The sequence below is a fragment of the Streptomyces sp. NBC_01306 genome (assembly GCF_026340465.1).
In the GTDB taxonomy this organism is placed as follows: Bacteria; Actinomycetota; Actinomycetes; order Streptomycetales; family Streptomycetaceae; genus Streptomyces.
Window position 1 is genome coordinate 3448670 of record NZ_JAPEPC010000001.1, and the last position, 25084, is coordinate 3473753.

Here is a 25084-nt window from a genome sequence, read left to right on the forward strand (position 1 = left end):
CGCCACAGCGGCAGCGACAGCGACAGCGACGACCTGAGTCCACCGCGGTGGCGCCCCAGAATCCGCCACGCCACCTGCCGTCCACTGCCCGGCAGGCCGACCGGCCCGTCCCGGCCCCGGCCCGGCCCGCCGCGATGACCACCGGAGCCTTGCCGCCCCGCCCGTCGGGCCGTGCCGCCCCACCCGCCAGGCCGTGGCTCCCCGCCCGCCGGGGCCGTGGCCGCAGGCGGGACTTTCACATCGCGGCCTAGACCCCGCGCAGCAGCACCGCCGGCTGCTCCACGCAGTCCGCCACGTAACGGAGGAAGCCTCCGGCCGTCCCGCCATCGCACACCCTGTGGTCGAACGTGAGGGACAGCTGCACCACCTGCCGTACAGCGAGCTCCCCCTCGTGGACCCAGGGCTTGGGCACGATCCTGCCGACGCCCAGCATCGCAGCCTCGGGGTGGTTGATGATCGGTGTGGAGCCGTCGACCCCGAACACCCCGTAGTTGTTCAGCGTGAACGTGCCGCCCGTCAGCTCCGCCGGGGTCAGTGCCCCGTTCCTGGCCGCCTCCGTCAGCCGTATGAACTCCTCGTTGAGCGACTCGGTCGTGCGCCCGCCGGCCTCGCGTACCACCGGCACCACCAGCCCGCGGTCCGTCTGCGCGGCGAAGCCCAGGTTGACGGACGGCAGGCGCACGATCTCCCGCGCCTCCATGTCCACCGTCGAGTTCAGCTCGGGGAAACGCGCCAGGGCCGCCGTGCAGACCCGGGCAAGCAGTGCCAGTACCGAGATCTTCGGAACCGTCGGACCGGCCGCCGCGTTCATGGCCGCCCGCGCGGCCATCAGCTCCGTGGCGTCCGCGTCGACCCAGCACGTCGCATCGGGTATCTCGCGACGGCTGCGTGCGAGCTTGTCCGCGACGGCACCACGCATCCCCCGCAGCGGAACCCGGCTCCCCGCCACCGCAGTCGAAGTCTCCGTCGCAGTCGTAGCCCCTGGCGCAGCCACGGCCGCGGCCGCCACCGGTTCCGGGGCCGGGCCCGCGTCCACCCGCGCGGCCTGGTCGGTCCCTTCGGCCGCGGGCGTACGTATCGCCTGCTCCACATCGGAGCGCAGAATCAGTCCGTCCGGCCCGCTGCCCGCCAGCCCCCGCAGATCCACGCCGTGTTCGCGCGCCAGCCGCCGCACAAGCGGAGAGATCACCGGAACAGGACCGGCCCGGAGCGCGGACGGCGGAACAGAACCCGGCCGGGTGCCACCGGTCACCCGCACACGCCGCCGCCGCGCGGCCACCGCGCCGCCCGTCCCGTACCCCACGAGCACGTTCCCCGACGAGTCGTCATCAGCCCCCGAAGCCCCCGTGGAGTCGCCGGCACCGGCACCGGCAGCACCCGTACGACTGGCACCACTCCCACGGCTGACACCACGGGCGTCATGGCCGGCACCCGCACCCACCTCCGGGCCCACCGTCACCGTCAGCAGCGGGGAACCGACCGGCAGTTCGGCGCCCTCCTCGCCGAACCGGGCCGTCACCATGCCCGCGTACGGACACGGCACCTCCACCAGCGCCTTCGCGGTCTCGACCTCCACCACCGGCTGGTCGACGACGACGACATCGCCGATCTCCACCAACCACCGCACGATCTCGGCCTCGGTCAGCCCTTCCCCAAGGTCCGGCAGCTTGAATTCCAGGCAGTTCACATCAGAAGCATCAGGGGCAATGGACATCAGCTCTGCGCCTCCCACTGCAATCGTGCGACCGCGTCCAGCACCCGGTCCACACCGGGCAGATGGTGCCGCTCCAGCATGGGCGGTGGATACGGGAGGTCGAACCCGGCGACCCGCAGCACCGGAGCCTCCAGATGGTGGAAGCAGCGCTCCGTCACCCGGGCGGCGATCTCCCCGCCGGGCCCGCCGAATCCGGCCGACTCATGGACGACGACCGCCCGGCCCGTGCGCCGCACCGAATCGCACACCGTCGCATCGTCGAACGGCACCAGCGAGCGCAGATCCACGACCTCCAGGTCCCAGCCCTCGTCACGAGCCGCCTCCGCCGCCTCCAGACAGACCGGCACCGAGGGCCCGTACGTCAGGAGAGTGGCGCTGCTGCCCGCACGCCGGACCACGGCCCGGCCTATCGGCTCCACGGTGGCAGGCGCGTCCGGCGACCACTCGGCCTTCGACCAGTAGAGCCGCTTCGGCTCCAGGAAGATGACCGGGTCGTCGGACGCGATGGCGGCGCGCAGCAGCCCGTACGCGTCGGGGACCGTGGCCGGCGTGACGACATGGAGCCCCGGAGTCGCCATGTAGTACGCCTCCGACGAGTCGCTGTGGTGCTCCACCCCGCCGATCCCGCCGCCGTACGGCACCCGCACCACGATCGGCATGGGCAGCGCGCCCCGGGTGCGGTTGCGCATGCGCGACACATGGCTGACGAGCTGCTCGAACGCCGGATAGGCGAAGGCGTCGAACTGCATCTCCACCACCGGCCGCAGCCCGTACATCGCCATACCGACCGCCGCCCCGAGAATGCCTGCCTCGGCGAGCGGTGTGTCCGTACAGCGGTCTTCCCCGAACTCCTTCGCGAGCCCGTCGGTGACCCGGAACACCCCGCCGAGTGTCCCGACGTCCTCCCCCATGACATGCACGGTGGGGTCCTCGGCCATCGCGTCGCGCATCGCCCTCTGCAGTGCCTGCGCCATCGTGGCCGGCTTCACCGCGACTGTGGTCACCGCCCGGCCTCCGCTTCCAGCTCGGCGCGCAGTTGCTCCGACTGCTCGCGCAGCTGCGGCGTCGGCGCGGCATAGACCTGCGCGAAGAGGTCCATGGGGTCGAGCAGCGGATCGGCGTTCATCCGTCCGCGGAGGTCCGCCGCCATCGACTCGGCGGCCTCGGTGGCCGCGTCCCTGCGCTCCTCGTCGAGCAGCCCCCGCCCGGTCAGCTCACGCTCCAGGAGCCGGACCGGATCGTGTGCCCTCCAGGCCTCCACTTCGGCGTCCGCGCGGTAGCGGGTGGCGTCGTCGGCGTTCGTATGCGCGTCCATCCGGTAGGTCACCGCTTCGATCAGCGTCGGGCCGCCGCCGGTACGGGCCCGCCGGACCGCTTCGGAGAGCACCTGGTGCATGGCCGCCGCGTCGTTCCCGTCGACGAGTCGGCCCGGCATTCCGTATCCCACGGCCTTGTGGGCCAGGGAAGGGGCCGCGGTCTGCTTGGCGAGGGGCACGGAGATCGCGAACCCGTTGTTCTGCACGAGGAAGAGGACAGGAGCCCGCCACACAGCGGCGAAGTTCAGTGCCTCGTGGAAGTCGCCCTCGCTAGTCCCCCCGTCACCGACCATCGCCAGCGCGACCACGTCGTCCCCGGCCAGACGGGCGGCGTGTGCCAGGCCGACCGCGTGCGGAAGCTGGGTGGCGAGCGGTGTGGACAGCGGGGCGATACGGCGCTCACGCGGGTCGTACCCGGTGTGCCAGTCACCGCGCAGCAGCGTCAGAGCCTCCACCGGGTCCAGTCCGCGCGCCACGGCCGCGAGGGTGTCCCGGTAGCTGGGGAAGAGCCAGTCCCGTTCCTCCAGGACCAGCGCCGCGGCCACCTCGGACGCCTCCTGACCGGTGGACGACGGGTAGACGGCGAGCCTGCCCTGCTTGGTGAGGGCCGTCGCCTGTGTGTTGAACCGCCGACCGTGCACCAGGGCGTCGTACAGCCGGAGCAGCAGCTCCCTGTCGAGCCCGGCGGCGGCCTCCGAACCGAGCACCCGGTACGGCTCCGGGTCCGGGAGCAGCGGCGCGGGGTCGGTACGGAGCCTCCATGCCGGGTAGGCAGTAGCACCGGGCAGCTCTTGGACCGTCATGCCAGACACCTCCTCATGGGAGCGGGAGGGGCGCACCGTCGTGTGATGCGCCTCACCTACCGATTGTTCGGTCGAAAGCGCATTTTGGCTACTGACCCCTTCAGCCTGTGGACAAACGGTTCTCCACAGCCTGGGATAGGAGCAGGTCGTCCATGGTAGAGAGGCGGGGGCAGGTGGCAGCTGAACAAATGGCCGACGAGGGCGAGCGTCCGCCAGCGCGCCCGTTGGACGCCATCGACCGCGACATCCTGCGGATCCTCCAGCAGGACGGCCGCGCCTCGATACGGTCCGTCTCCGACCGCGTCCATGTGTCGCGCGCCAATGCGTACGCCCGTATCAACCGGCTGATCGAGGACGGCGTCATCCGCGGGTTCAGCGCCCGGGTCGACCACGAGCGCGCCGGCCAGGGGTCGTCCGCCTACATCACGCTCAAGATCGTCCAGAACTCCTGGCGCACAGTCCGCAAGCAGCTCACCGAGCTGCCGGGCACCGCTCATATCGCGCTGGTCAGCGGCGATTTCGATGTGCTTCTGCTGGTGCACAGCGCCGACAACAGGGCACTGCGTGAGCTCGTACTGACGAAGATCCAGGCGATCCCCGAAGTGCTCTCGACCCGGACTCTGCTGGTTTTCGAGGAGACCGACCTGGATCCGGACAAACCGTCGGACGGGTGAGACCGGGTCACGGAGCCGGTGCGGTCGCACGACCTCAGGACCACCCGGAACCGGGGGGCAACGCGCGGCCGTCGCCTCAGCGGGAGGGCACTGTACGCAGCCCTTCGAACGCGAGCTGTACGACGGTCTCGGCCAGCTGGTCCGCGTCGGGGCCCGCGCCCTGTGCCGGGCGGACCCACTCGACCAGCGAGTTGATCATCCCGAAGAGCAGCCGGGTCGCCAGCCGGATGTCCACGTCGGAGCGGAGATCGCCCTCGGACACCGCCGCCTTCAGCAGATCGGCCACCCGCTGGTCGAATTCCCGGCGCCGTTCCATCGCCCAGCGCTCGGTCTTCGTGTTGCCGCGCACCCGCAGCAGGAGCGTCACATAGGGGAGTTCCGCCATCAGCACGTCGACCGTACGGCGCGTGACGTACTCGACCTGCTGGATCGCGCGCCCCCGCGCCGCCCCCGGCTCGTCCAGGACACCGAAGAGCCCGTCTATGGCGCGGCTGACCGCACGCCGCAACAGCTCCTCCTTGCCCGCGACATGGTGGTAGATCGAGGACTTGGAGATGCCCGCGGCCCGGGAGAGGTGCTCCATGGACGTGCCGTCGTAGCCGCGCTCGTTGAAGATCCGCACGGCGACCGTCAGCAGGGTCTCGGGTGTGTACGTGTCCCGCTTGGGGGTAGTCATCAGACCGTCCCGCCCTTCTCCGGATGGACGTACGACTGCCGGTACAGCGCCAGCGAGGGCGCATAGCGGCCGCTGGGCACGCGCGCATGGAGCTCGTCGAGCAGTTCGTGCGCCCAGGCACGGCCGAGCCTGCGGCCCCATTCGACCGGCCCCAGCGGGTAGTTCACGCCGAGCCGCATCGCCGTGTCGATGTCCTGCGCGGATGCGACGCCCCTGGCCAGGGCGTCCGCCGCGAGGTCGACCATCATCGCGACCGTACGCGCGACGATCATGCCGGGGACGTCACCGATGACGCTGACTTTCTTGCCGAGGCTCTGGAAGAGGCCGATCGACTGGCGCAGCGTCTCCCAGCCGGTGACCTCGGACGCCGACAGCGCGATGCGGGTGGCGGACCGGTAGTCGAGCGCCAGGTCGAAGTAGACGACGTCGCGGAACTCGGCGGACGTCTGCCCGTCGGCGAGCACCAGCTGTCCCCCGCTGGGCAGCACGATCCTGCACCCAGCGTCCTCCTCGTCCTCGCGCACCGCGATCCCCGCCTCGCGGGCCATCGCGATCAGTTCGGCCGCCGGCCCGAGATCGCCCTCCACCGTGATCCCGGACGGGGCCTCGGTGGCCGGGGCGGTGTGCGGCTCGGGGTGGACTGCGCCCTCCCCGTACGCGTACCAGCCGCGGCCGCTCTTCCTGCCCAGCCGCCCGGACTCGACGAGCCGCTGCTGGGCCAGCGAAGGACGGAATTTGGGGTCCTGGAAGAACGACTCCCAGACCGAGCGGGTGACCGCTTCGTTGACGTCCTGCCCGATCAGGTCGGTCAGCTCGAAGGGGCCCATCCGGAAGCCGCCGGACTCCCTGAGCACCGCGTCGATGGTGGCCGGGTCGGCGCCTCGCTCCTCGTGCACCGCGAAGGCCTCGGCGTAGAAGGGGCGGGCGATGCGGTTGACGATGAAGCCGGGGGTGTCGGTACAGCGGACCGGGGTCTTGCCCCAGGCCTTGGCCGTCGCCGACGCACGCGCGGCGCTCGATTCGTCAGTGGCGAAGCCGCTGACGACCTCGACGAGAGGGAGCAGCGGCGCCGGGTTGAAGAAGTGCATCCCGACGAAACGGCCGGGGTACCTCAGCGCGCCCGCGATGGCGGTCACGGAGAGGGACGAGGTGTTGGTCGCGAGCAGGCAGTCCTCGGCGACGATCTCCTCAAGACTGGTGAAGAGTTCCTGTTTGACCGGGAGTTGTTCGAGGATCGCCTCGATCACGAGCGCGGCGTCGGCGAGTTCGGCCGGATCCGCGGCGGGCAGCAGCCGGTCCCGCGCGGCGTCCCGCTGCGGGGCGTCCATGCGCCCCTTCTCGACCAGCCTGTCCAGCCGGGCGGTGATGGCTTCGGCGGCCTTCTCCGCGCGGCCCGGCAGTGCGTCGTAGAGGCGCACGGGGTGTCCGGCGACCAGGGCGACCTGGGCTATGCCCTGGCCCATGGTGCCGGTGCCGACGACTGCGACGGTACGGCTCGGCGCCAGGGGGGGAAGGTGTGCGGTGGCGGTCATGGGGCGATCTTCCCGTACTGAGTTATCCACAGTCTGCGCGGACCCCCTTGTCCCGACCGATCGTTCGGTTACTCTAACTCTGTCCACCTGTCCTGCGCAGCTCGACGAGGAGTTGTCCCGCGATGCAGCTGACCGAGCTGTCCCAGACCCATCGGCCCACGCTCGACCAGGCCCTCGAAGCGATCCGTACGCGTGAGTACTGGACGCCCCACCCCGAGCACCCCAAGGCATACAGCGGTGACGGCAAAGCGGCTTTCGACGCCCTGCTGGGCGGGCGTATCGAGCTGAATCAGCCAGGCACCGACGACTGGACGGGCGGCGAAGTATCGCCGTACGGAGTCGAGTTGGGCATCACCTATCCGCACCCCGACCTGGACGTCCTGCTGCCCGCGATGAGTGCGGGAACGGCGGCGTGGCGCGCGGCCGGTCCCGAGGCCAGGGCCGTGGTCTGCCTGGAGATTCTGGCGCGGATCAGCGCCCGGACACCGGAATTCGCGCACGCGGTCATGCACACCAGTGGCCAGGCGTTCATGATGGCCTTCCAGGCGGGCGGCCCGCACGCCCAGGACCGCGGCCTGGAGGCCGTGGCATACGCCTATGCCGAGCAGGTCAGGACGCCGTCGTCGGCCGACTGGTCCAAGCCGCAGGGCAAGCGCGACCCCCTGGAGCTGCGGAAGTCCTTCACTGCGGTGGGCCGCGGCATCTCCCTGCTGATCGGCTGCAACACCTTCCCCACCTGGAACGGCTATCCGGGCCTGTTCGCCTCCCTGGCCACCGGAAACCCGGTCCTGGTGAAGCCGCACCCCCGCGCGGTGCTGCCGCTCGCCCTCACCGTCCAGGTGGCCCGCGAAGTGCTCTCCGAGGCCGGGTTCGACGCCAATCTGGTCGCGCTGGCCGCCGAACGGCCCGGCGAAGGGATCGCCAAGTCCCTCGCTGTCCGCCCGGAGATCAGGATCATCGACTACACCGGTTCGACCACCTTCGGCGACTGGCTGGAGGCCAACGCCCGCCAGGCGCAGGTCTACACGGAGAAGGCCGGGGTCAACACGGTCGTCGTCGATTCCACGGACAACTACAAGGGCATGCTCTCCAACCTGGCCTTCTCGCTCTCCCTGTACAGCGGCCAGATGTGCACCACCCCGCAGAACCTGCTGATCCCGGCCGACGGCATCACCACGGACGCGGGCCACAAGACGTACGACGAGGTGGTCGCCGACCTCGCAGCGGCGGTGGGAGGGCTCCTCGGCGACGACGCCCGGGCGAACGCGCTGCTGGGCGCGCTGGTCAACCCTGATGTACGGGACCGCCTCGAAGCGGCTGCGGGTCTCGGCGAAGTGGCCCTCGCATCACGGGAGATCGCCCACCCCGACTTCCCGGACGCCGTGGTCCGTACGCCCGCGATCGTCAAGCTGGACGGCGCACGGAAGCACTGGGACACGGCGGGCTCCGACGCGGCCTACCTCTCCGAGTGCTTCGGGCCGGTCTCGTTCGCGGTGGCCGTCGAATCGACCAGGTCCGCTCTCGACCTGCTCCGCCACACGATCCGCGACAAGGGTGCGATGACGGTGGGCGCATACACCACATCGACTGAGGTGGAGCAGGCCGTGGAGGAGGTCTGCCTGGAGGAGTGCGCCCAGCTCTCGCTGAATCTGACGGGCGGCGTCTACGTCAACCAGACGGCGGCCTTCTCGGACTTCCACGGCTCGGGCGGTAATCCGGCGGCGAACGCGGCGCTGTGTGACGGGGCATTCGTGGCCAACAGGTTCCGGATGGTGGAGGTCCGCCGCCAGGCGTGATCCCAACGAAAGGCCTGGCCCTGCGGCCCGGGGTCTCCGACGCGGGACCCGGGCCGTGAGGGGCTTGGGCCGTGTGGGGCTGGGCGGGCCGTAGGCAGGCGGCTCGGGGCCGCCCGCTTCACTGCGGGGTGGGCCCGCCCGGTCAGTCGATCTGTGCGTACCGCTGCACCCAGGCGTGCATGGCGATCGCCGCGGCCGCACCCGCGTTGATCGACCGCGTCGAGCCGAACTGCGCGATCGAGCACACCCGCTGCGCGTGCTTCCGTGCCTCTTCGGTGAGCCCGGGGCCCTCCTGCCCGAACAGCAGCACACACCGTCGCGGCAACTCGGTCCGCTCCAATGGCACCGCGCCCGGCAGGTTGTCGATCCCGATGATCGGCAGGCCCTCGGCCGCGGCCCACGCGGTGAGCGACTCCGTATCCGGGTGATGACGCACATGCTGGTAGCGGTCGGTCACCATGGCCCCGCGCCGGTTCCAGCGGCGCCGCCCCACGATGTGGATCTCCTTGGCGAGAAAGGCGTTGGCGGTACGAACGACGGATCCGATGTTGAAGTCGTGACCCCAGTTCTCGACGGCGACATGGAAGTCGTGGCGCCTGGTGTCCAGGTCCGCGACGATCGCCTCCCGCGTCCAGTACCGGTAGGCGTCGACCACGTTGCGGCGGTCCCCTGCGGCGAGCAGTTCCTTGTCGTACTGCGCGCCCTCCGGCCACGGCAGGGGGTGCGGCCCGACGCCGATTTCGGACGCGAAGGCATCGTCGTACTGAGCCGGCTCGCCGGAATGCGCCGACTGGGCGGGCGCATCCGGCGTTTCGGGCTCCACAGGTACTCCCGACGCTCCGGGATCGGGCTCTGAACGTGCTTCGGGTCCGTGTACTTCGGGGGAGGGCTCGCTGGTCACCCCACGAGCGTACGGGGCTGCTCGCCCTGCTCCCCCTCGGCCGGACGCCGGCTGCCCGTCGGCCCCTTCCGCGCACCCGCTCGCGTGCGGGCGGTCAGCATCGCCGCGCGGCCGCCCAGCCAGAGCAGAAAGCCGGTCGGCAGGAAGACCGCGTCCGCCGCGACCATCGCCATCGAGAAGAACGGCAGCCCCAGCAGTACCGCGATACCGACGTGCTCCAGGATCATCGCGACCAGCAGCACGTTCTTGACGCGCCGGTTGAAGAGGGTGAAGGGGAAGGCCACCTGAACGATGACCGTGCCGTACGTCAGCAGCATCACCATGACGCCGCTGGTGGCGAGCAGCGAGGACAGTCCGGGCCAGGGCGAGAAGTAGTGCAGATTGAGCGGGTAGTAGAGGGCCGTGCCGTCCTCCCAGCGGGAGCCCTGGATCTTGTACCAGCCGGCGGTCGAGTAGATCAGACAGACCTCGGCCATGATCACGACGAGACCGGCGTTGTGCGCGAGGTTGGCGACCACGTCGAGGAAGGTGCGGGGCTCACCCGGCGCCGTCCGGCACACCACCCACCACAGGCCCTGGACCAGCCACATCGCCCAGAAGATCAGTTCCCAGCCGCCACTCGTCTTCCCGAGCAGGGTGATGGCGACGAGTGCGATGCCGAGCGCGGACCAGAGCAGAGGGCCGACCCGGTCCCGGGACGGCTCGGGGCCGGACGGGCTACTGGTGCCGGCAGCCTGCGCGGCGCGGGCCGCGCGGCGCGCGTCCAGCGACCAGACCTGAGAACAGCGCGTCACCAGCAGGTAGATCGCCATGATGTGGACGACATTGTCACCGCCGTCGCCCACGAAGATGGACCGGTTCTGCAGCGACAGCACGCCGATCATGAACAGCGCGGAGGCGAAGCGCGTGTGCCAGCCGAGCAGCAGCAGCACGCTGGACAGCACGGCAACGGCGTAGACCACCTCGAACCACGCCGTGGAGTCCGACCACATCAGCACCGTGAACGCGTGGTTGCCGGCGATGAGCTGCTTCGCCATGCCCCAGTCCCATGGGGCGTGCGGCCCGTACAGCTCACGTCGGTGCGGCAGCTCCCGCAGGAGGAAGAGCAGCCAGGTGGCGGAGAACCCGATCCTGACCACGGCGCTCTGGTAGCGGCCCAACGAGGCTTCGGTGATGCGCTGGATGCCGCGCGCGATCATGCTGCTGACGTTGCTGAGGTTGGGGGTGTTGTTGCTGCTACCGGCGTTGCTGGTGGTGTTGCTGGCACTGGTGTTGCTGCTGGTGCTGGTGCTGGTGCTGGTGCTGGCTGAGCTCACCGGTCGGCCTCCGTACGGTCCGCGGGGACAACCGACCACCAGGGCAGGACCCGGTAGGAGGCCCGTGTGTCGATCTTCTCCTGACTCCACGGAGGAGCCTTCACCGAAGACGTCGCCGAGCGGACCTGTATCCGCTCAACCGAGGAACCGCTCGGCTGCCCCTCGCTCATCCGCATCACGACGATGCGGCGGATATACCGCTCGGACAGGTCGCCCCGCAGCCCGATCGGCTGGTTGTCGTTGTTGTGCGCGCCGGTGAAGAAGTCCCAGGCGCGACGCAGTTCGTTCTGGTCGACGTGGCTGGGGAGAACGTTGTGGTGGAGGGACGCCCCGTCCTCGGCCGACAGATCGGTCCAGCCGGTGGTGGTGATTCCGCCGCCCTTCGTCCGTATATCGGCACGCGCCTGAACGTCGATGTTCTGCTGGAGCGGATTAGGGGCGAAGAGCTTCCAGTTCTGCTCGAACTCGGGATAGATCCAGTCGTCCACCGCCTTGCCGTACTGCTTGCTCACGGTGTTCGACGGCGTGACATGGAGAAAGACCATCGAGAGGTGGACGGCGGTGAACACCCCGATCAGCCCGAGCGCGATGGCTGCGGCCACCTGGTAGGGAAAGGAAAGCGCGAGGATCCCCCGGGACGCCCCGGCAGCTCCATGGGACTCGGGAGTGTCGAGGGTCTCAGGGGCCTCGTGGGTCCCAGGGGCCTCGTGGGGTTCGGGAGCCTCGCTGGGCCCGGGAGTGTCCAGGGGCTCTCGTGGCGGAGGTGGTGCTCCTGGCCCGCTCGCTCCGGGCTCCCCACTGTCGTACGAATCCATCCCGCCCCGATCCCCTTTGGTGCCCGCCGGTCTTCAGGCCAGTTATCCACAGGGTTGACACCCTAAGGGCCCTCGCCCCACCATTGAAGTCCATGAACCGAACGATCGGTCGGTAGGGGGCACGCGATGGCGACAGTGGCGTACGGGACGGACGGGGCATCACACCCCTCCGCAGCCTCAGGGCCTTCAGGGGCGCCCGGGGGACCCGAGGAGACGAGGCAGGCCGCCTTCGACGCCGCTGTGGCCGCGGACGAGCGGATCGAGCCGCGGGACTGGATGCCTGACGAGTACCGCGCCTCACTCGTCCGCCAGATGGCCCAGCACGCCCACTCCGAAATCATCGGGATGCAGCCCGAGGCGAACTGGATCTCCCGGGCCCCCTCTCTGCGCCGTAAAGCGATCCTGATGGCGAAGGTCCAGGACGAGGCAGGACACGGCCTCTATCTGTACAGCGCGGCCGAGACCCTCGGCACGGGCCGCGAAGAGCTGCTCGACAAGCTCCACTCCGGGCGCCAGAAATACTCGTCGATCTTCAACTACCCCACGCTGACCTGGGCCGACGTCGGCGCGGTCGGCTGGCTGGTGGACGGCGCGGCGATCACCAACCAGGTGCCGCTCTGCCGCTGCTCCTACGGCCCGTACGCCCGGGCCATGGTCCGGGTCTGCAAGGAGGAGTCCTTCCACCAGCGCCAGGGCTTCGAGCTGCTGCTCGCCCTCAGCCGCGGCACGCAGGAGCAGCACGCGATGGCCCAGGACGCCGTGGACCGCTGGTGGTGGCCGTCGCTGATGATGTTCGGCCCGCCGGACGACGAGTCGGCGCACTCCGCGCAGTCCATGGCCTGGAAGATCAAGCGGCACTCGAACGACGAGCTGCGCCAGCGCTTCGTGGACATCTGCGTCCCCCAGGCCGAGGCCTTGGGGCTCACCCTTCCCGACCCCGACATCCGGTGGAACGAGGAGCGGGGCCAGCACGACTTCGGCAGCATCGACTGGACCGAGTTCAAGGAAATCCTCAAGGGCAACGGTCCCTGCAACGAGCAGCGGATCACCCAGCGGCGCCGGGCCCATGAGGAGGGCGCCTGGGTCAGGGAGGCGGCGACCGCGTACGCCGCGAAAACGGCAGCCGGTGCGGCGAAGAGCGCCGACGCCGCAGAGCGAGGGAAGGCGCGCGCATGACCGCCACATCCGAGAACAGCCCGGCCGCCGGGGACTGGCCGCTGTGGGAAGTGTTCGTGCGCTCACGGCGCGGGCTGGCCCACACGCACTGCGGCAGCCTGCACGCTCCGGACGCGGAGATGGCCCTGCACCACGCCCGCGACCTCTACACCCGCCGGAACGAGGGCGTTTCGATCTGGGTGGTTCCCTCCACCGCGGTAACCGCCTCTTCGCCCGACGAGAAGGACTCGTTCTTCGAACCGGCCGGCGACAAGCCCTACCGACACCCCACGTTCTACGAGATCCCGGAAGGGGTGCGGCACCTATGACAGCGGCTCTCGCCCTCGGCGACGACGCACTGGTCCTCTCGCACCGGCTGGGGGAGTGGGCGGGTCACGCGCCGGTGCTGGAGGAGGAGGTGGCCCTCGCCAACATCGCCCTCGACCTGCTGGGGCAGGCGCGGGTGCTGTTCTCCCTGGTGGGGGACGAGGACGAGCTGGCCTACCTCCGCGAGGAACGCGCCTTCCGCAACCTTCAGCTCGTCGAGCAGGAGAACGGCGACTTCGCGCACACCATCGCCCGCCAGCTCTTCTTCTCCACCTACCAACACCTCCTGTACGACCGGCTGGCCGGCGGAAACGGGCCGCTCGCGCCGCTCGCCGCGAAGGCGGTCAAGGAGGTCGCCTACCACCAGGACCATGCCGAGCAGTGGACGCTGCGCCTCGGCGACGGGACAGCCGAGAGCCATGAACGAATGCAGCGGGGGGTGGACGCGTTGTGGCGCTTCACCGGCGAGATGTTCGAGCCGGTCGAAGGGGTGGACGTCGACTGGGCGGGCCTGGCCGACAGTTGGTCCCGCTCCGTGACGGAACTGCTGTCGCGGGCCACGCTGTCCGTGCCGACCGGGGCGCAGACCGGGGCGTGGTCGGCGGGGGCTGGCAGGCAGGGCCTGCACACCGAACCCTTCGGGCGGATGCTCGCCGAGATGCAGCATCTGCACCGCAGCCATCCGGGGGCGACATGGTGACCACCACACCTCTCGAAGCGGAACTGCGCCGGCTCGCCGGAGCCGTCCCCGACCCCGAACTCCCGGTCGTGACACTGGAAGAGCTCGGAGTGCTGCGCGGCGTGGAAGTCCTCGGCCCCGGCCGGGTCGCGGTCGAACTCACCCCGACCTACACGGGCTGTCCTGCCATCGAGTCGATGTCCTCCGACATCGAGCGGGTTCTCCACGAACACGGCATACCCGATGTTTCGGTGCGCACAGTGCTGTCACCGGCCTGGTCGACGGACGACATCAGCGCGGAGGGCCGGCGCAAACTGGCCGAGTTCGGGATAGCTCCCCCGCGCCCGACCGGCCCGGTCGCCCTTGCGCTGGCCATCCGCTGCCCCCACTGCGGTTCGACCGACACCGAGCTGCTGAGCCGGTTCTCCTCCACGGCCTGCAAGGCGCTGCGGCGCTGCGCCTCGTGCCATGAACCCTTCGACCACTTCAAGGAGTTGTAGATGTTCCATCCGCTCCGGGTCAGCGCGGTCGAACAGCTCACGGACGACGCCGTGGCCATCACCTTCGCCATCCCCGCTGAGCTGCGTGAGACGTTCCGGCACACACCTGGCCAGCATGTGGCCCTGCGCCGCATCGTGGGCGGTGCGGAGATCCGCCGTACGTACTCGATCTGCACCCCGGCGGCCGAAGCCCCCGACGAACCGGTCGTGCGGGTGGGGGTGCGGCTGGTGGAGGGCGGCGAGTTCTCCACGTACGCGCTCAAGGAGCTGAGCGTCGGGGACACCGTCGAAGTCATGGAGCCGATGGGCCGCTTCTCCTTCGAACCGCGCGCGGGCAGGTTCGCGGCGATCGTTGGGGGCAGCGGGATCACACCGGTGCTCTCCATCGCTGCGACGCTGCTGGCCCGCGAACCGGATGCCCGGTTCTGTCTGATACGCGGCGACCGCACGGCGGCCTCCACGATGTTCCTCGACGAGGTCGCCGATCTGAAGGACCGCTGGCCGGACCGCTTCCAGTTGGTGACCGTGCTCTCCCGGGAGGAGCAGCAGTCCGGTCTGCCCTCGGGCAGGCTCGACCAGGAGCGGCTGACGGGACTGCTGCCGGAGCTTCTGCCGGTCGCGGATGTGGACGGCTGGTTCCTGTGCGGCCCGTTCGGTCTGGTGCAGGGCGCGGAACGTGCGCTGCACGGGCTCGGGGTGGCCAGGTCCCGTATCCATCAGGAGATCTTCCATGTCGACGACGGAAACCCCACCACCGCGGCACCCGCCGGGCCCGGACCTGCGTCGGCGGCTGTTCCGGCGCACAGCACGCTGACCGCCACCTTGGACGGCCGCTCGGGTACCTGGCCGGTGCGAGACGGGGATTCGCTTCTCGAAACGGTCCTGCGGAGCCGTTCCGACGCCCCGTATGCGTGCAAGGGCGGAGTGTGCGGGACGTGCAGGGCGTTCCTGGTCTCGGGTGAGGTACGGATGGACCGCAACTACGCGCTGGAGCCGGAGGAGACCGAAGCGGGTTATGTGCTGGCCTGCCAGTCCCACCCGCTGACGCCGGAGGTGGAGCTGGATTTCGACCGCTGAGAGCAATCCCGATCCCTGCGTCGCCGGTGTTCCGCATCGCGGCCCGTTGCCCTAATCTGACGCCGCATCAGAAATGCGGGACAGGCTGAGCAGGTCGGCGCGGGAGGACAGGGCTGTGGACTTCACCTTCACCGAGGAGCAGCAGGCGGCCGTAGAGGCGGCAAAGGCGGTCTTCTCGGGCGTCGCGCCCGACGGAGTACCCAGCCCGGCACTCACCGCGGGCGCGGTGGCCGAGGACTTCGACCGGGCCCTGTGGGGCAAGCTGGCGGATGCGGATCTGCTGAGCCTGGTCCTGGCACCCGAGCACGGTGGGGCCGGGCTCGGGCCGATCGCGCTCTGTCTGGTCCTGCGCGAGTCCGCCCGCGTGCTGGCCCGGGTGCCGCTGCTGGAGACCAGCGCGGTGGCGATGGCCGTGCAGCGTTACGGCAGCGCGGAGTTGAGCGAAGCGATCCTGCCGGCTGTGGGCCGCGGCGAGCTGGTCCTCACCGTCGGCGCCAACGGGCGTACCGGCCACGATCCCGCCGAACTCGCTGTCACCGCACGGCGGGACGGGGGCGGCTGGGTGCTCGCCGGAATGCAGACCGGAGTGCCCTGGGCCCAGACGGCGGACCGGATCGCGGTACCGGCCCACACGCCCACGGGGAGTTCCGTACTCGCACTGATCCCCCGCGAGCAGCAGGAGCGCGCTGGGATGGGTGACAGTGGGAGCAGTAGCAGTGGGAGCAGTAGCAGTGGGACCGCCGGCACTGCTGGAACCGCTGGGGTCACCCTGGCTGAGCAGATCTCCACCAGCGGAGAGCGCTTCGCGGAGGTACGTCTCGACTCCGTCCGCCTCGCCGACCACGATGTCATCGAGGCCGACGGCGCCTGGGAGTTCCTGCGTGATCTGCTGACCACCGGGACCTGCGCGCTCGCGCTGGGCCTGGGCGAGGGGGTGCTGACCATGACCAGCGCCTACACCAGCAAGCGGGAGCAGTTCGGCTTCCCGGTCGCCACCTTCCAGTCGGTCGCCGTCCAGGCTGCCGACCGCTATATCGACCTACGCGCCATGGAAGTGACGCTCTGGCAGGCGGCCTGGCGCCTCTCCACCAGCGCGGGGGGCCCGCTTCCCGCTGCCGGGGACATCGCCGTGGCCAAGATCTGGGCCTCCGAGGGCGTACGCCGGGTCGTCCAGACCGCACAACATCTGCACGGCGGCTTCGGGGCGGACACCGACTACCCGCTGCACCGATACCACGCCTGGGCCAAGCAGTTGGAGCTCTCACTCGGCCCGGCCGCAGCCCACGAGGAGGCACTGGGCGACCTGCTGGCCACCCACCCACTGGGCTGAACCGGCACCTGTCGGCTCGCCCGGGGGGCGTGGCCAGGGAGAGATTCAGGACAGATCCCCAGCGGCAGGCCCAGGGGAGGAGCAGCGGGGGACCCAGGGGCCCAGGGGGGACCAGCGGGGTGTCGGTGTCAGTCAGACGACGTGCGCCGGGTGGTCGCCGTCCGCCACCATCGGGCGCCCCGCGCCCTCCCAGGCGAGCATGCCGCCGTCGACGTTCACCGCGTCGATGCCCTGCTGCACCAGGTACTGGGTGACCTGGGCGGAACGGCCGCCGACCCGGCAGATCACGAACGCCCGCCCGCCCTCGGCCACCGCCTCGGTCACCTCACCGAAGCGCGCCACGAACTCGCTCATCGGAATGTGCAGCGCCCCCTCGGCATGTCCGGCCTCCCATTCGTTGTCCTCCCGGACGTCGAGCAGCAGACCGTCGGCCGGTACCGCCGCGATATCCACCTGGGGCAGCGGGGCGAAATTCATGGATCATGCCTTCTCTCGTACATACACGGTGGGGGCCACGGGGCCACCGGGAACGCTACTGCACCATCTCCGCCAGCTCGGCCTCACGCTCGGAGACCTGGGCGAGCAGCTGCTCCGCGATCTCCTCCAGCAGCCGGTCGGGGTCGTCGGGCGCCATCCGGAGCATCGCGCCGATCGCGCTCTCCTCCAGCTCGTGAGCGACCAGGGACAGCAGCTCCTTGCGCTGGGAGAGCCACTCCAGCCTGGCGTAGAGCTCGTCGCTCTCGCTGGGCTCGGCGGCCTCCTGGACCGGGCCGGCGGCCCACTCCTCGCCCAGCTCCCGCAGCCCGGCCTCGTCCCCACGCGCATAGGCGGCGTTGACGCGCGTGATGAACTCGTCACGCCGGTCCCGTTCCGCATCGTCCTGCGCCAGGTCGGGGTGCGCCTCCCGGACCAGCTCGCGGTAGAGCTTGCGGGCCTCCTCGCTGGGACGTACCCGCTTCGGCGGCTGCACCGGCTGCTCGTTCAGCATGGCCTGCGCCTCTGGCGGCAGCCCCTCCGAGTCGATCCAGTCGTGGAACAGCTCGTCGACACCGGGCATGGGCAGCACCATGGCCCGTGCCTCGTGGGCCTTGGCCAGGTCCTCCGGGTCCCCACTGCGTGCGGCTCTGGCCTCGGCGAGCTGCGCGTCGAGCTCGTCCAGGCGCGCGTACATCGGGCCGAGTCTCTGGTGGTGCAGCCGGGAGAAGTTCTCCACCTCCACCCGGAAGGTCTCCACCGCGATCTCGAACTCGATCAGTGCCTGCTCGGCGGCGCGTACAGCTTTCTCCAGCCGCGCCTCCGGCCGCTGCTCGCCCATGGGCTGCCCGCTCTGGTCGTCGTCGTTCCGGGTGGTCGTGCCCCCGGTGGCATCCTCCGTCACCCGTCCAGCCTACGGGCGCCCCGGACCTCCCTGGTCACACTCCCGGCTCGGCGGCCATCCGCCCGCACCGCACCGCTGCCACCAGATCCGCGTGATCCGCCTCCGTACGGTCCGCGTAGGCCACGGCGAACGCGGCCACCGCCTCGTCCAGCTCCTCGTTCCTTCCGCAGTACCCGGCTATCAGCCGCGGATCCGCGCTGTGCGCATGGGCCCGCGCAAGCAGCGCGCCGGTCATCCGGCCGTAGTCGTCCACCTGGTCGGCCGCGAGAGCAGCCGGGTCCACGCTGCCCTTGCGGTTCCTGAACTGCCGCACCTGGTACGGCCTCCCCTCCACCGTCGTCCACCCCAGCAGGCTGTCGCTGACCACCTGCATCCGCTGCTGTCCGAGCACCACCCGGCGCCCGTGGTGCTCCGGCCGCCCGGACGGAAAACCGGCCGCGGGCAGGTACGGCAGCAGCGCCGAGGCCCGAGCCTCCTTCACCTGGAGCACCAGCGGCTCGTCCCGGTGATCGAGCAGCAGCACCACATACGAGCGGGTGCCCACGCTGCCGGTGCCCACCACCCGGAAAGCCACGTCATGGATCGCGTACCGCGCAAGCAGCGGAAGCCGGTCGTGCGGCAAGGTTCCGAGGTACTCAGCGAGCGACCCGGCCACCGTTGCCGCCTCCACGTCCGGAACCCGGCGCAGCACCGGGGGAGCGTCCACGAAGCGCCGACTGCCGTCGCCGCACTCCTCCGTCGCCTTGGCGGCGAAACGCGCACTGGTGTTGCTGCGGGCCTTTTCGGAGACCCGCTCCAGCGTCCCGGCAAGATCGTGCGCGTCCGCGTGCGAGACCAGTTCCTCGTCGGCTATCGCGTTCCATGCGTCGAGCACCGGCAGCTTCGCCAGCAGCCGCATGGTGCGCCGATAGGCCCCCACCGTGTCGAAAGCCGCCGCCCGGCAGGTGTCCTCATCGGCTCCGGCCTGGCGTCCGGCCAGCACCAGGGAGGCCGCCAGCCTCTTGAGGTCCCACTCCCACGGGCCGGTCTCGGTCTCGTCGAAATCGTTCAAGTCGATGACGAGGCGCCCCCGCGCATCGCCGTAAAGGCCGAAGTTGGCCGCGTGCGCGTCACCGCATATCTGCGCGGCCACCCCCGTGACCGGCGTACCCGCGAGGTCGTACGCCATCAGCCCCGCCGCACCGCGCAGAAAGGCGAAGGGGGTGGCGGACATCCGTGCCACCCGTATCGGCACCAGATCGGGCACCCGGCCCCGGTTCGACTCCTCGACCGCCTGGACCGCGTCAGGGCGTCTCCTGCCCGGGGCCAGTGCACCGTGGGAGGTCCGGGGGACGCGGGCCCGCAACTCCTTGCCCACACCTTTCGGTGAACGCGGCTGCGGCGGCGGATGCGGGCCGGGCTGAGCACCGGCCGCGCGCCGCGCGAATCCGGCCACCGCCGGGATACGTACCTGGTCGTCCATGGAGCCCCCGCTCTCGATCAGCACCGGCGCTTTCGATCAACACCGACTGCCGACGACCGTACCGCCGTCAGCCGGAACCCGTTCAAGCCTGTGGACAACTGCCCGGTTGTGGACAACTCAGCTGTACAGCAGTGCGGTTCAGCGCGGGAGGGGATGCAGTTCGGTGCGGGCAGAGGTGCGGTTCAGCGCGGACTAGGTGCGGGTTCGGTGCGGGTTCAGCGCGGGCGGAGGTGCTCCCCAGTCGACTCACACTCCCACCGCTTCTTCCAACTCCTCCTCTTCGGCTTCCTCTTCGGCTTCCTCTTCGGCTTCCTCTTCGGCTTCCTCTTCGGCTTCCTCTTCGGCTCCCGCTTCGACTCCCACTTCGGCCTTCTCTTCGGCCGCCTCTGCTGCTGCCCCCTGCGGGGTCTCCACTGCCGGGACCGTCCACGCGACGTTCCGCGCGGCCGACCTCCGGCGGCCTGCCTCGACCAGCCCCGCAACACCCATCACGACCAGTCCCGCCAGCAGCCAGAAGGCCAGGACCAGCACGTTGCCGCCCAGGCCGTGGCCACCGAAGTACACATGGCTGCGCACACCCTCCACAAAGCCCGCGCCGTTCCAGAAGGCGTGCAGCGCACCGAAGAATCCGGGCTGCAGCTCGGGCCGGAAGATCCCGCCGGAACTCGTGAAGTTGAGCATCACGAACAGCACCATCACACCGAGCGTCGTCCACCGCTTCAGGAAGGTGTGCAGACCCACACCGACGAGCAGGATGCCTGCCGAGTAGATCCACGCCATGGCCCAGACCCCGAGGAGTCCATGGTCGACCAGATGGAACACCGGCCCGGCGAAGGCGGCACCGATCGCGCTGACCACCAGTGAGGTCCCGAGCGCCAGCAGCGCCCTGATCCGCAGCGGAAGCACCCCTCCGGCTCCGCCGATCACCGCGACCGAGGCGTACGAGCCGATGCTCAGCGCGACCAGCAGGAAGAAGATGCCCTGTCCCGTCGGGTCACCGCTCGCTGTCGGCGCCACGTCGGTCACCTTGAGCGGCTCACCCTGCTGGGCCGCGACCTGCGTGAACACCTTCTCCACCGCCGTGGCCGTGGTGTCGGACGATGCCGAGGCGACGACCAGTTCGGGGCTCGTGCGGTTCGGCACGAAGGCGCCGTACACGTCCTGGTCCTTCAGCTGCTGGACCGCACTGCCGCGGTCCGGGACGGTACGGACATCCAGCGCACCGTCACCCTTGTCGTGCAGCGTCTGCGCCAGCACCTGAGCGCTCGGCCCGGAGCCGACGACAGCGACCCGCAGTTCATGCGGCTGCGGAGAGTGGAACGCCCCCAGATACGCCAGGCCCATCCCGATGCACATCAGCAGGGGCGTGACGAGATGGCCGAGGACATGGCGCAGAGCAGCCCCCGTACTGACGGCACCGTTCGTGGGGCCTGCGGACATCGGACACCTCTCCTGCTACGTGAGGACACTAGTTGGCTTTTACAACTTCTATTTGAGTTGTACTATACAACTAATACCTAGGAGGGCAAAACATGACCGGCAAAGACCCCCGGGACCACGACGCGTCCGTCGACACGATCCAACGCGAGCTGACGGCGTTCGCCCGGCGCGCCCGCGCTACGGCCGCCCGCCTCCACCCCGAGCTGCCCCTGGTCTCGTACACCCTGCTCGCGCACATCGACGACAGCCAGGGCTGCCGTGCGACCGATCTCGCGGCGCATTACATGCTGGACAAATCCACGGTCAGCCGCCAGCTCGCGGTGCTGGAGAAACTCGGCCTGGTCGAGCGGCGCCCCGCCGCCGACGACCAGCGGGTGCAGGTACTCCACCCCACCGAAGCCGGTACGAGAAAACTCGCCTCGTCCCAGGGCAGCCGGCGCGCGGCCGTTCGCGACCGGCTGGCGGACTGGAGTGAAGAGGACCTCGACCGCTTCGCGACCTATCTACTGCGTTACAACTCGGCGGAGTTGAGCTGAGAACCGTCCCGCGCCTCCTGCCCGCGCCGGGCCACACCAGGTTGGAGCGGTCGACACGTCGGGCCGGGGTGGGGTGGGGTGGGGTGGGGTGGGCCTGGTCAGAACTTGATCAGAAGGGCCCGATCAGCAGGGGCCGCCCCCACCCGGGAGGTGCGCCTCCGCCCACAGCCCGAGCTCCTTGAGAGCGGGCTCCAGCGCCTTGCCCGCCTCGGTCAGCCGGTAGGAGACGCGCAGCGGGGGGCCTTCGTCCACCTCGCGCACGAGCAGTCCTGCCGCCGCGAGCTCGGTCAGTCGGTCGGAGAGCATCCGCTCGCTGATACCGGGAATGGCCCGCCGGAGATCCGCGAAGTACACCGGCTGCTGCATCAGTACGGCCACGATCAGCCCGGTCCAGCGCTTGCCCAGCAGCTCGAAGACGCGCGTGATCGCTCCGCCGACCTGCTTGCACGCCCGCTCGCTGTGTTCCGCCATGCCCCCAGAGTACTGAGTACGGACCACTCCTGTGAGTAACTGCGGAAAAGTAAGGGACTATGCTTATGATAGGTACGCATGGATTTCAGGATCACGCCCCACTCACGCTTCACGCTTACTGGAGAACGACATGGCCACCCTTCTGCACATCGACTCCGCCGTCTTCCCGCAGGGCTCCGCGTCACGTGACGTCACCGCCGTCTTCGTGAACGCCTGGCGGGAACAGCACCCCGAGGGCGTGGTCGTCTACCGCGATCTCGCCGCTCACCCGCTGCCGCACCTGGACGCCGCCGCCGCGGCCGCGGGCGCCGATTCCCCCCTCCGCGCCGAACTCGCCAACGAGCTCGCCGAGGCGGACGCCGTGCTGATCGGCGCCCCGATGTACAACTTCTCGATCCCCTCGACCCTCAAGGCCTGGCTCGATCACGCGATCATCGCCGGCCACAACGGCGGCGGCGCGGACAGCCCGCTGGCCGGTACCCCGTTCACGGTCGTAGCCAGCCGCGGTGGCTCCTACGCTCCCGGAACTCCCCGGGAGGGCTTCGAGTTCGTCCAGAACTACCTGGAGAAGCTCCTCACGGCGATGTTCGGTGCCGAGGTCGACTTCATAGTCCCCGAGCTGACCCTGGCCGCTTCGCAGCCCGCCATGGCCGAACTCGTCCCGCTCGCCGAGACCTCTCGCGCCAGGGCACTCGACGAGGCGGCGTCGAAGGCCAAGGCACTTGCCGCGCGTTTCGCGGCCTGACGGACGGCACCGCCGGTCCGGCATGCACAGAGGCGGTACCCCACAGAAGCGGTGCCCCACAAAAGCAGTACGTACAGAGGCCGTACGCACCGGAACGGCAGACTCAGAACCCCCGCGCAGCTCACATCAGCCGCGCGGGGGTTTCACGTGAAACCCGAAGCCCCCCTGAGCCCCCGAGCCCCGAGCCCCTGAGCCCCCGACTCCGCGGAGTCGACTCAGATCACCTTCGGCGCCTGCTGAACGCCTGAAGTCGCCGACTCCGACGCCAGAGTCACACCCGAAGGCTCCACCGACTCCACCAAATGTGCCGCACCCGCGGCCGCTTCCGGCTCGGAGGCGGGAGCGGTGCGAGCAGCCGGAGAAGCCGGCGAGGCCGTCCCGCCGCTCCCGTCGCTCCCGTCCTCCTTCATCGCCTTCGCCTCGCTCTTGAGAATGCGCATCGACTTGCCCAGCGCGCGGGCGGTGTCGGGCAGCTTCTTCGAGCCGAACATCACCATGACCACGATCGCCACGATGAGCAGGTGCCAGGGCTCCAGACCATTGCGGAGCATGTCCACCCCACCCTTCTTCTCGTCGGTCGACGGTTCGTACCGCCGGAAGCATCTTCAGGAAAGCTTGCTACATTGCGCAACTGTACAACCATGGGATGGGGCCGTTCGTCCCCTCTTGTACGGACGGACGAATGAAAGCGCGCAGATGAAAACGAGCGATCGGACCACACGCAGCAACGAGCGGATCCCCCGGCCCACACGCAGAGGGGCGAGGAACGGCGAGAAGAACACTGCCAACGACCACGCGAACCACGGGACGACGGGCCACGGAACAACGGGTCATGGGACAACAGGCCACGGACCGCCCCACCGAGGTGGCGCCCACGGCACAGTCCGGGGAACCAAACGCCGGAAGCGCCAGAAGCGCAGTCGCGCACGGCTCCTGATCGCCATAGCCGTGGCCCTTCTGGTGCTGGCCACCGCGGGCGCCGGGTGGGTCTACCTCCGGCTGAACGGAAACATCAACTCCTTCAGTTCGGACGGAATCTCCGCCGACCGCCCCGCATCCTCGACCAAGGGCCAGAACGTGCTGGTCATCGGCTCGGACTCGCGCACCGGCGGCAACAGCGCCCTGGGCGGCGGCGACAAGAACGACGTGGGCCGCTCCGACACGGCGTTCGTCCTGCACGTCTACGCCGACCACAAACACGCAATCGCCGTCTCCATCCCCCGCGACACCCTCGTCACCATCCCGTCCTGCAAGCTGCCCGACGGCAGTTGGACCAAGCCGCAGCCCAACACGATGTTCAACGCGGCCTACTCCGTCGGCCAGACCCTCAAGGGCAACCCCGCCTGCACCCAGAACACGGTGGAGAAGCTCACCGGTCTGCGCATCGACCACACCGTCGTCGTCGACTTCGAGGGCTTCTCGAAACTGACCGGCGTCGTCGGCGGCGTCCAGGTGTGCCTGCCGCAGAACATCTACCAGGGGGATCTCGACCCGAACCGCACCACCCGCGGCAAGCTCCTCTTCGCCAAGGGCGAGCAGAGCGTGTCCGGACAGAAGGCGCTCGACTACGTACGGATCAGGCACGGAATCGGTGACGGCTCCGACATCGGACGGATCAAACGCCAGCAGGCCTTCGTCTCCTCCTTGATCAAGAAGGTGAAGGACGACGGGTTCACGCCCACCAAGCTGCTGCCCCTCGCCGATGCTGCCACCCACTCGCTGACCGTCGACCCGGGACTCTCGACCGCCGACAAGCTGCTCTCGTTCGTGATGTCGCTGAAGAGCATCGATCTGCACAACACCAAGTTCGTCACCATCCCCTGGCGGTACCAGGGTGCGCGCGTCGCCATGGTCGAACCGGCCGCGAGCGCCCTCTGGTCCGATCTGCGGGCCGACCGGACGATCGACGGCAAGGACGCCAGCGGCAAGGACCACAAGAACGGCAAGAGCCCCTCCCCCGCCCCCTCGACGACACCGAGCCCCGCAGGGCCCGTCTCCGGCGCCGGAATCGCCGTCACCGTCCAGAACGGCACCACCGTCACCGGCCTCGCGGCCCGCGCCGCCCAGACCCTCAGGGACCACGGCTTCACCATCGACGGGACGGCGACGGCCGGCACCCAGGACCACACATCCACCGTCATCACCTACGGGCCCGGCCGGCGGAGCGGAGCCGAGACCGTGGCGAGGCTCTTCGTGGGGGCGACGGTCCAGGAGGCGGACGCCGCCGCCGGTACGCAGAGCGCCGGGATCACCGTGACGCTGGGCCAGGTCTACGCCGACAACCCCTCAGCAACGCCGAGCAGCGACCCCGCAACGGCGTCCGGAGCGTCCTCCCCCTCTTCGCTGCCCTCCTCCGTGGCATCCGGCGCCCGCTCCGCGGCCGACGGACCGTGCAGCAACGTGTCCTACGGATGAGACACGGCCTGCGGATGAAAGACGTC

The 25084-nt window shown here is 69.8% G+C and carries 25 protein-coding genes; 11 read left to right on the plus strand and 14 right to left on the minus strand.

Annotated features, from left to right (window positions below):
• Positions 1–247 precede the first annotated feature (247 nt).
• From OG385_RS15010 to pdhA, 3 genes are read right to left on the minus strand one after another with little or no spacing between them, the layout of a single operon-like run.
• Entirely contained in the window at positions 248–1714 is a 1467-nt protein-coding gene (locus OG385_RS15010) for a dihydrolipoamide acetyltransferase family protein (RefSeq protein WP_266855175.1), read from the minus strand.
• Positions 1714–2688 carry an alpha-ketoacid dehydrogenase subunit beta gene (locus OG385_RS15015; RefSeq protein WP_266860864.1) on the minus strand — a complete coding sequence of 325 codons (975 nt, stop codon included), beginning with the start codon at positions 2686–2688 and terminating at the stop codon, positions 1714–1716. Before OG385_RS15015 ends, OG385_RS15010 begins: the two co-directional genes overlap by 1 nt.
• Positions 2689–2714: 26 nt before the next feature.
• Positions 2715–3833: a pyruvate dehydrogenase (acetyl-transferring) E1 component subunit alpha gene (gene pdhA, locus OG385_RS15020; RefSeq protein ID WP_266855176.1), complete on the minus strand. Its 1119-nt coding sequence runs from the start codon at positions 3831–3833 to the stop codon at positions 2715–2717.
• A gap of 152 nt (positions 3834–3985) precedes the next feature.
• On the opposite strand from pdhA, the gene OG385_RS15025 reads away from it, so the two are divergent.
• Positions 3986–4507 (plus strand): Lrp/AsnC family transcriptional regulator, encoded by a 522-nt coding sequence (locus OG385_RS15025; protein ID WP_266855177.1) that lies wholly within the window; start codon positions 3986–3988, stop codon positions 4505–4507.
• Positions 4508–4583: 76 nt separating this feature from the next.
• On the opposite strand, the gene OG385_RS15030 is transcribed toward OG385_RS15025, so the two are convergent.
• Complete coding sequence (locus OG385_RS15030) at positions 4584–5183, minus strand: TetR/AcrR family transcriptional regulator (RefSeq protein ID WP_266855178.1); 600 nt, start codon at positions 5181–5183, stop codon at positions 4584–4586.
• A complete protein-coding gene (locus OG385_RS15035) occupies positions 5183–6715 on the minus strand; it encodes a 3-hydroxyacyl-CoA dehydrogenase (protein ID WP_266855179.1) in 1533 nt (510 codons plus the stop codon). The genes OG385_RS15030 and OG385_RS15035 overlap by 1 nt, the downstream gene beginning before the upstream one ends.
• Positions 6716–6837: 122 nt before the next feature.
• Here OG385_RS15035 and paaN point away from each other — a divergent pair, with 122 nt between their 5' ends.
• Positions 6838–8511, plus strand: coding sequence for a phenylacetic acid degradation protein PaaN (gene paaN, locus OG385_RS15040; RefSeq protein ID WP_266855180.1), 1674 nt, complete (start codon positions 6838–6840; stop codon positions 8509–8511).
• Positions 8512–8653: 142 nt separating this feature from the next.
• Here paaN and OG385_RS15045 read toward each other — a convergent pair whose 3' ends face one another.
• From OG385_RS15045 to OG385_RS15055, 3 genes are all read right to left on the minus strand, one after another.
• A complete protein-coding gene (locus tag OG385_RS15045) occupies positions 8654–9334 on the minus strand; it encodes a TrmH family RNA methyltransferase (protein ID WP_266855181.1) in 681 nt (226 codons plus the stop codon).
• A gap of 74 nt (positions 9335–9408) precedes the next feature.
• Complete coding sequence (locus OG385_RS15050; protein ID WP_266860866.1) at positions 9409–10611, minus strand: HTTM domain-containing protein; 1203 nt, start codon at positions 10609–10611, stop codon at positions 9409–9411.
• 113 nt (positions 10612–10724) lie between these two features.
• Positions 10725–11474, minus strand: a complete 750-nt coding sequence (locus OG385_RS15055) for a DUF5819 family protein (protein WP_266860868.1) — start codon at positions 11472–11474, stop codon at positions 10725–10727.
• A gap of 195 nt (positions 11475–11669) precedes the next feature.
• Between OG385_RS15055 and paaA the strand changes: the two genes are divergently transcribed.
• The 6 genes from paaA to OG385_RS15085 all read left to right on the plus strand — a co-directional run bounded on the left by paaA (position 11670) and on the right by OG385_RS15085 (position 16611).
• Entirely contained in the window at positions 11670–12719 is a 1050-nt protein-coding gene (paaA, locus tag OG385_RS15060; RefSeq protein ID WP_266855182.1) for a 1,2-phenylacetyl-CoA epoxidase subunit PaaA, read from the plus strand.
• A complete protein-coding gene (gene paaB, locus OG385_RS15065) occupies positions 12716–13027 on the plus strand; it encodes a 1,2-phenylacetyl-CoA epoxidase subunit PaaB (protein ID WP_266855183.1) in 312 nt (103 codons plus the stop codon). The genes paaA and paaB overlap by 4 nt, the downstream gene beginning before the upstream one ends.
• Entirely contained in the window at positions 13024–13725 is a 702-nt protein-coding gene (paaC, locus tag OG385_RS15070) for a 1,2-phenylacetyl-CoA epoxidase subunit PaaC (RefSeq protein ID WP_266855184.1), read from the plus strand. Before paaB ends, paaC begins: the two co-directional genes overlap by 4 nt.
• Positions 13719–14204: a 1,2-phenylacetyl-CoA epoxidase subunit PaaD gene (gene paaD / locus OG385_RS15075; RefSeq protein ID WP_266855185.1), complete on the plus strand. Its 486-nt coding sequence runs from the start codon at positions 13719–13721 to the stop codon at positions 14202–14204. The genes paaC and paaD overlap by 7 nt, the downstream gene beginning before the upstream one ends.
• Positions 14205–15281, plus strand: a complete 1077-nt coding sequence (locus OG385_RS15080) for a 2Fe-2S iron-sulfur cluster-binding protein (RefSeq protein WP_266855186.1) — start codon at positions 14205–14207, stop codon at positions 15279–15281.
• 115 nt (positions 15282–15396) lie between these two features.
• Positions 15397–16611, plus strand: a complete 1215-nt coding sequence (locus OG385_RS15085) for an acyl-CoA dehydrogenase family protein (RefSeq protein WP_266855187.1) — start codon at positions 15397–15399, stop codon at positions 16609–16611.
• 132 nt (positions 16612–16743) lie between these two features.
• On the opposite strand, the gene OG385_RS15090 is transcribed toward OG385_RS15085, so the two are convergent.
• The 4 genes from OG385_RS15090 to OG385_RS15105 form a co-directional block, all read right to left on the minus strand.
• Positions 16744–17088, minus strand: coding sequence for a rhodanese-like domain-containing protein (locus OG385_RS15090; protein ID WP_266855188.1), 345 nt, complete (start codon positions 17086–17088; stop codon positions 16744–16746).
• A 55-nt stretch (positions 17089–17143) separates the two neighbouring features.
• Entirely contained in the window at positions 17144–17926 is a 783-nt protein-coding gene (locus tag OG385_RS15095; RefSeq protein WP_323183939.1) for a hypothetical protein, read from the minus strand.
• 97 nt (positions 17927–18023) lie between these two features.
• Complete coding sequence (locus OG385_RS15100) at positions 18024–19451, minus strand: DUF2252 domain-containing protein (RefSeq protein ID WP_266855190.1); 1428 nt, start codon at positions 19449–19451, stop codon at positions 18024–18026.
• 246 nt (positions 19452–19697) lie between these two features.
• On the minus strand, positions 19698–20891 hold the full coding sequence (locus OG385_RS15105) for a hypothetical protein (RefSeq protein ID WP_266855191.1): 1194 nt from the start codon (positions 20889–20891) through the stop codon (positions 19698–19700).
• Between the two features lie 92 nt (positions 20892–20983).
• On the opposite strand from OG385_RS15105, the gene OG385_RS15110 reads away from it, so the two are divergent.
• On the plus strand, positions 20984–21427 hold the full coding sequence (locus OG385_RS15110) for a MarR family winged helix-turn-helix transcriptional regulator (protein ID WP_266855192.1): 444 nt from the start codon (positions 20984–20986) through the stop codon (positions 21425–21427).
• Between the two features lie 123 nt (positions 21428–21550).
• Here the strand turns inward: OG385_RS15110 and OG385_RS15115 are convergent, their stop codons facing one another.
• Positions 21551–21898: a helix-turn-helix domain-containing protein gene (locus OG385_RS15115; RefSeq protein ID WP_266855193.1), complete on the minus strand. Its 348-nt coding sequence runs from the start codon at positions 21896–21898 to the stop codon at positions 21551–21553.
• 130 nt (positions 21899–22028) lie between these two features.
• Here OG385_RS15115 and OG385_RS15120 point away from each other — a divergent pair, with 130 nt between their 5' ends.
• Complete coding sequence (locus tag OG385_RS15120; RefSeq protein WP_266855194.1) at positions 22029–22643, plus strand: FMN-dependent NADH-azoreductase; 615 nt, start codon at positions 22029–22031, stop codon at positions 22641–22643.
• 215 nt (positions 22644–22858) lie between these two features.
• Here the strand turns inward: OG385_RS15120 and tatA are convergent, their stop codons facing one another.
• Positions 22859–23194: a Sec-independent protein translocase subunit TatA gene (gene tatA / locus OG385_RS15125; RefSeq protein ID WP_266855195.1), complete on the minus strand. Its 336-nt coding sequence runs from the start codon at positions 23192–23194 to the stop codon at positions 22859–22861.
• Positions 23195–23576: 382 nt separating this feature from the next.
• On the opposite strand from tatA, the gene OG385_RS15130 reads away from it, so the two are divergent.
• Positions 23577–25058 carry an LCP family protein gene (locus OG385_RS15130; RefSeq protein ID WP_266860870.1) on the plus strand — a complete coding sequence of 494 codons (1482 nt, stop codon included), beginning with the start codon at positions 23577–23579 and terminating at the stop codon, positions 25056–25058.
• Positions 25059–25084 lie beyond the last annotated feature (26 nt).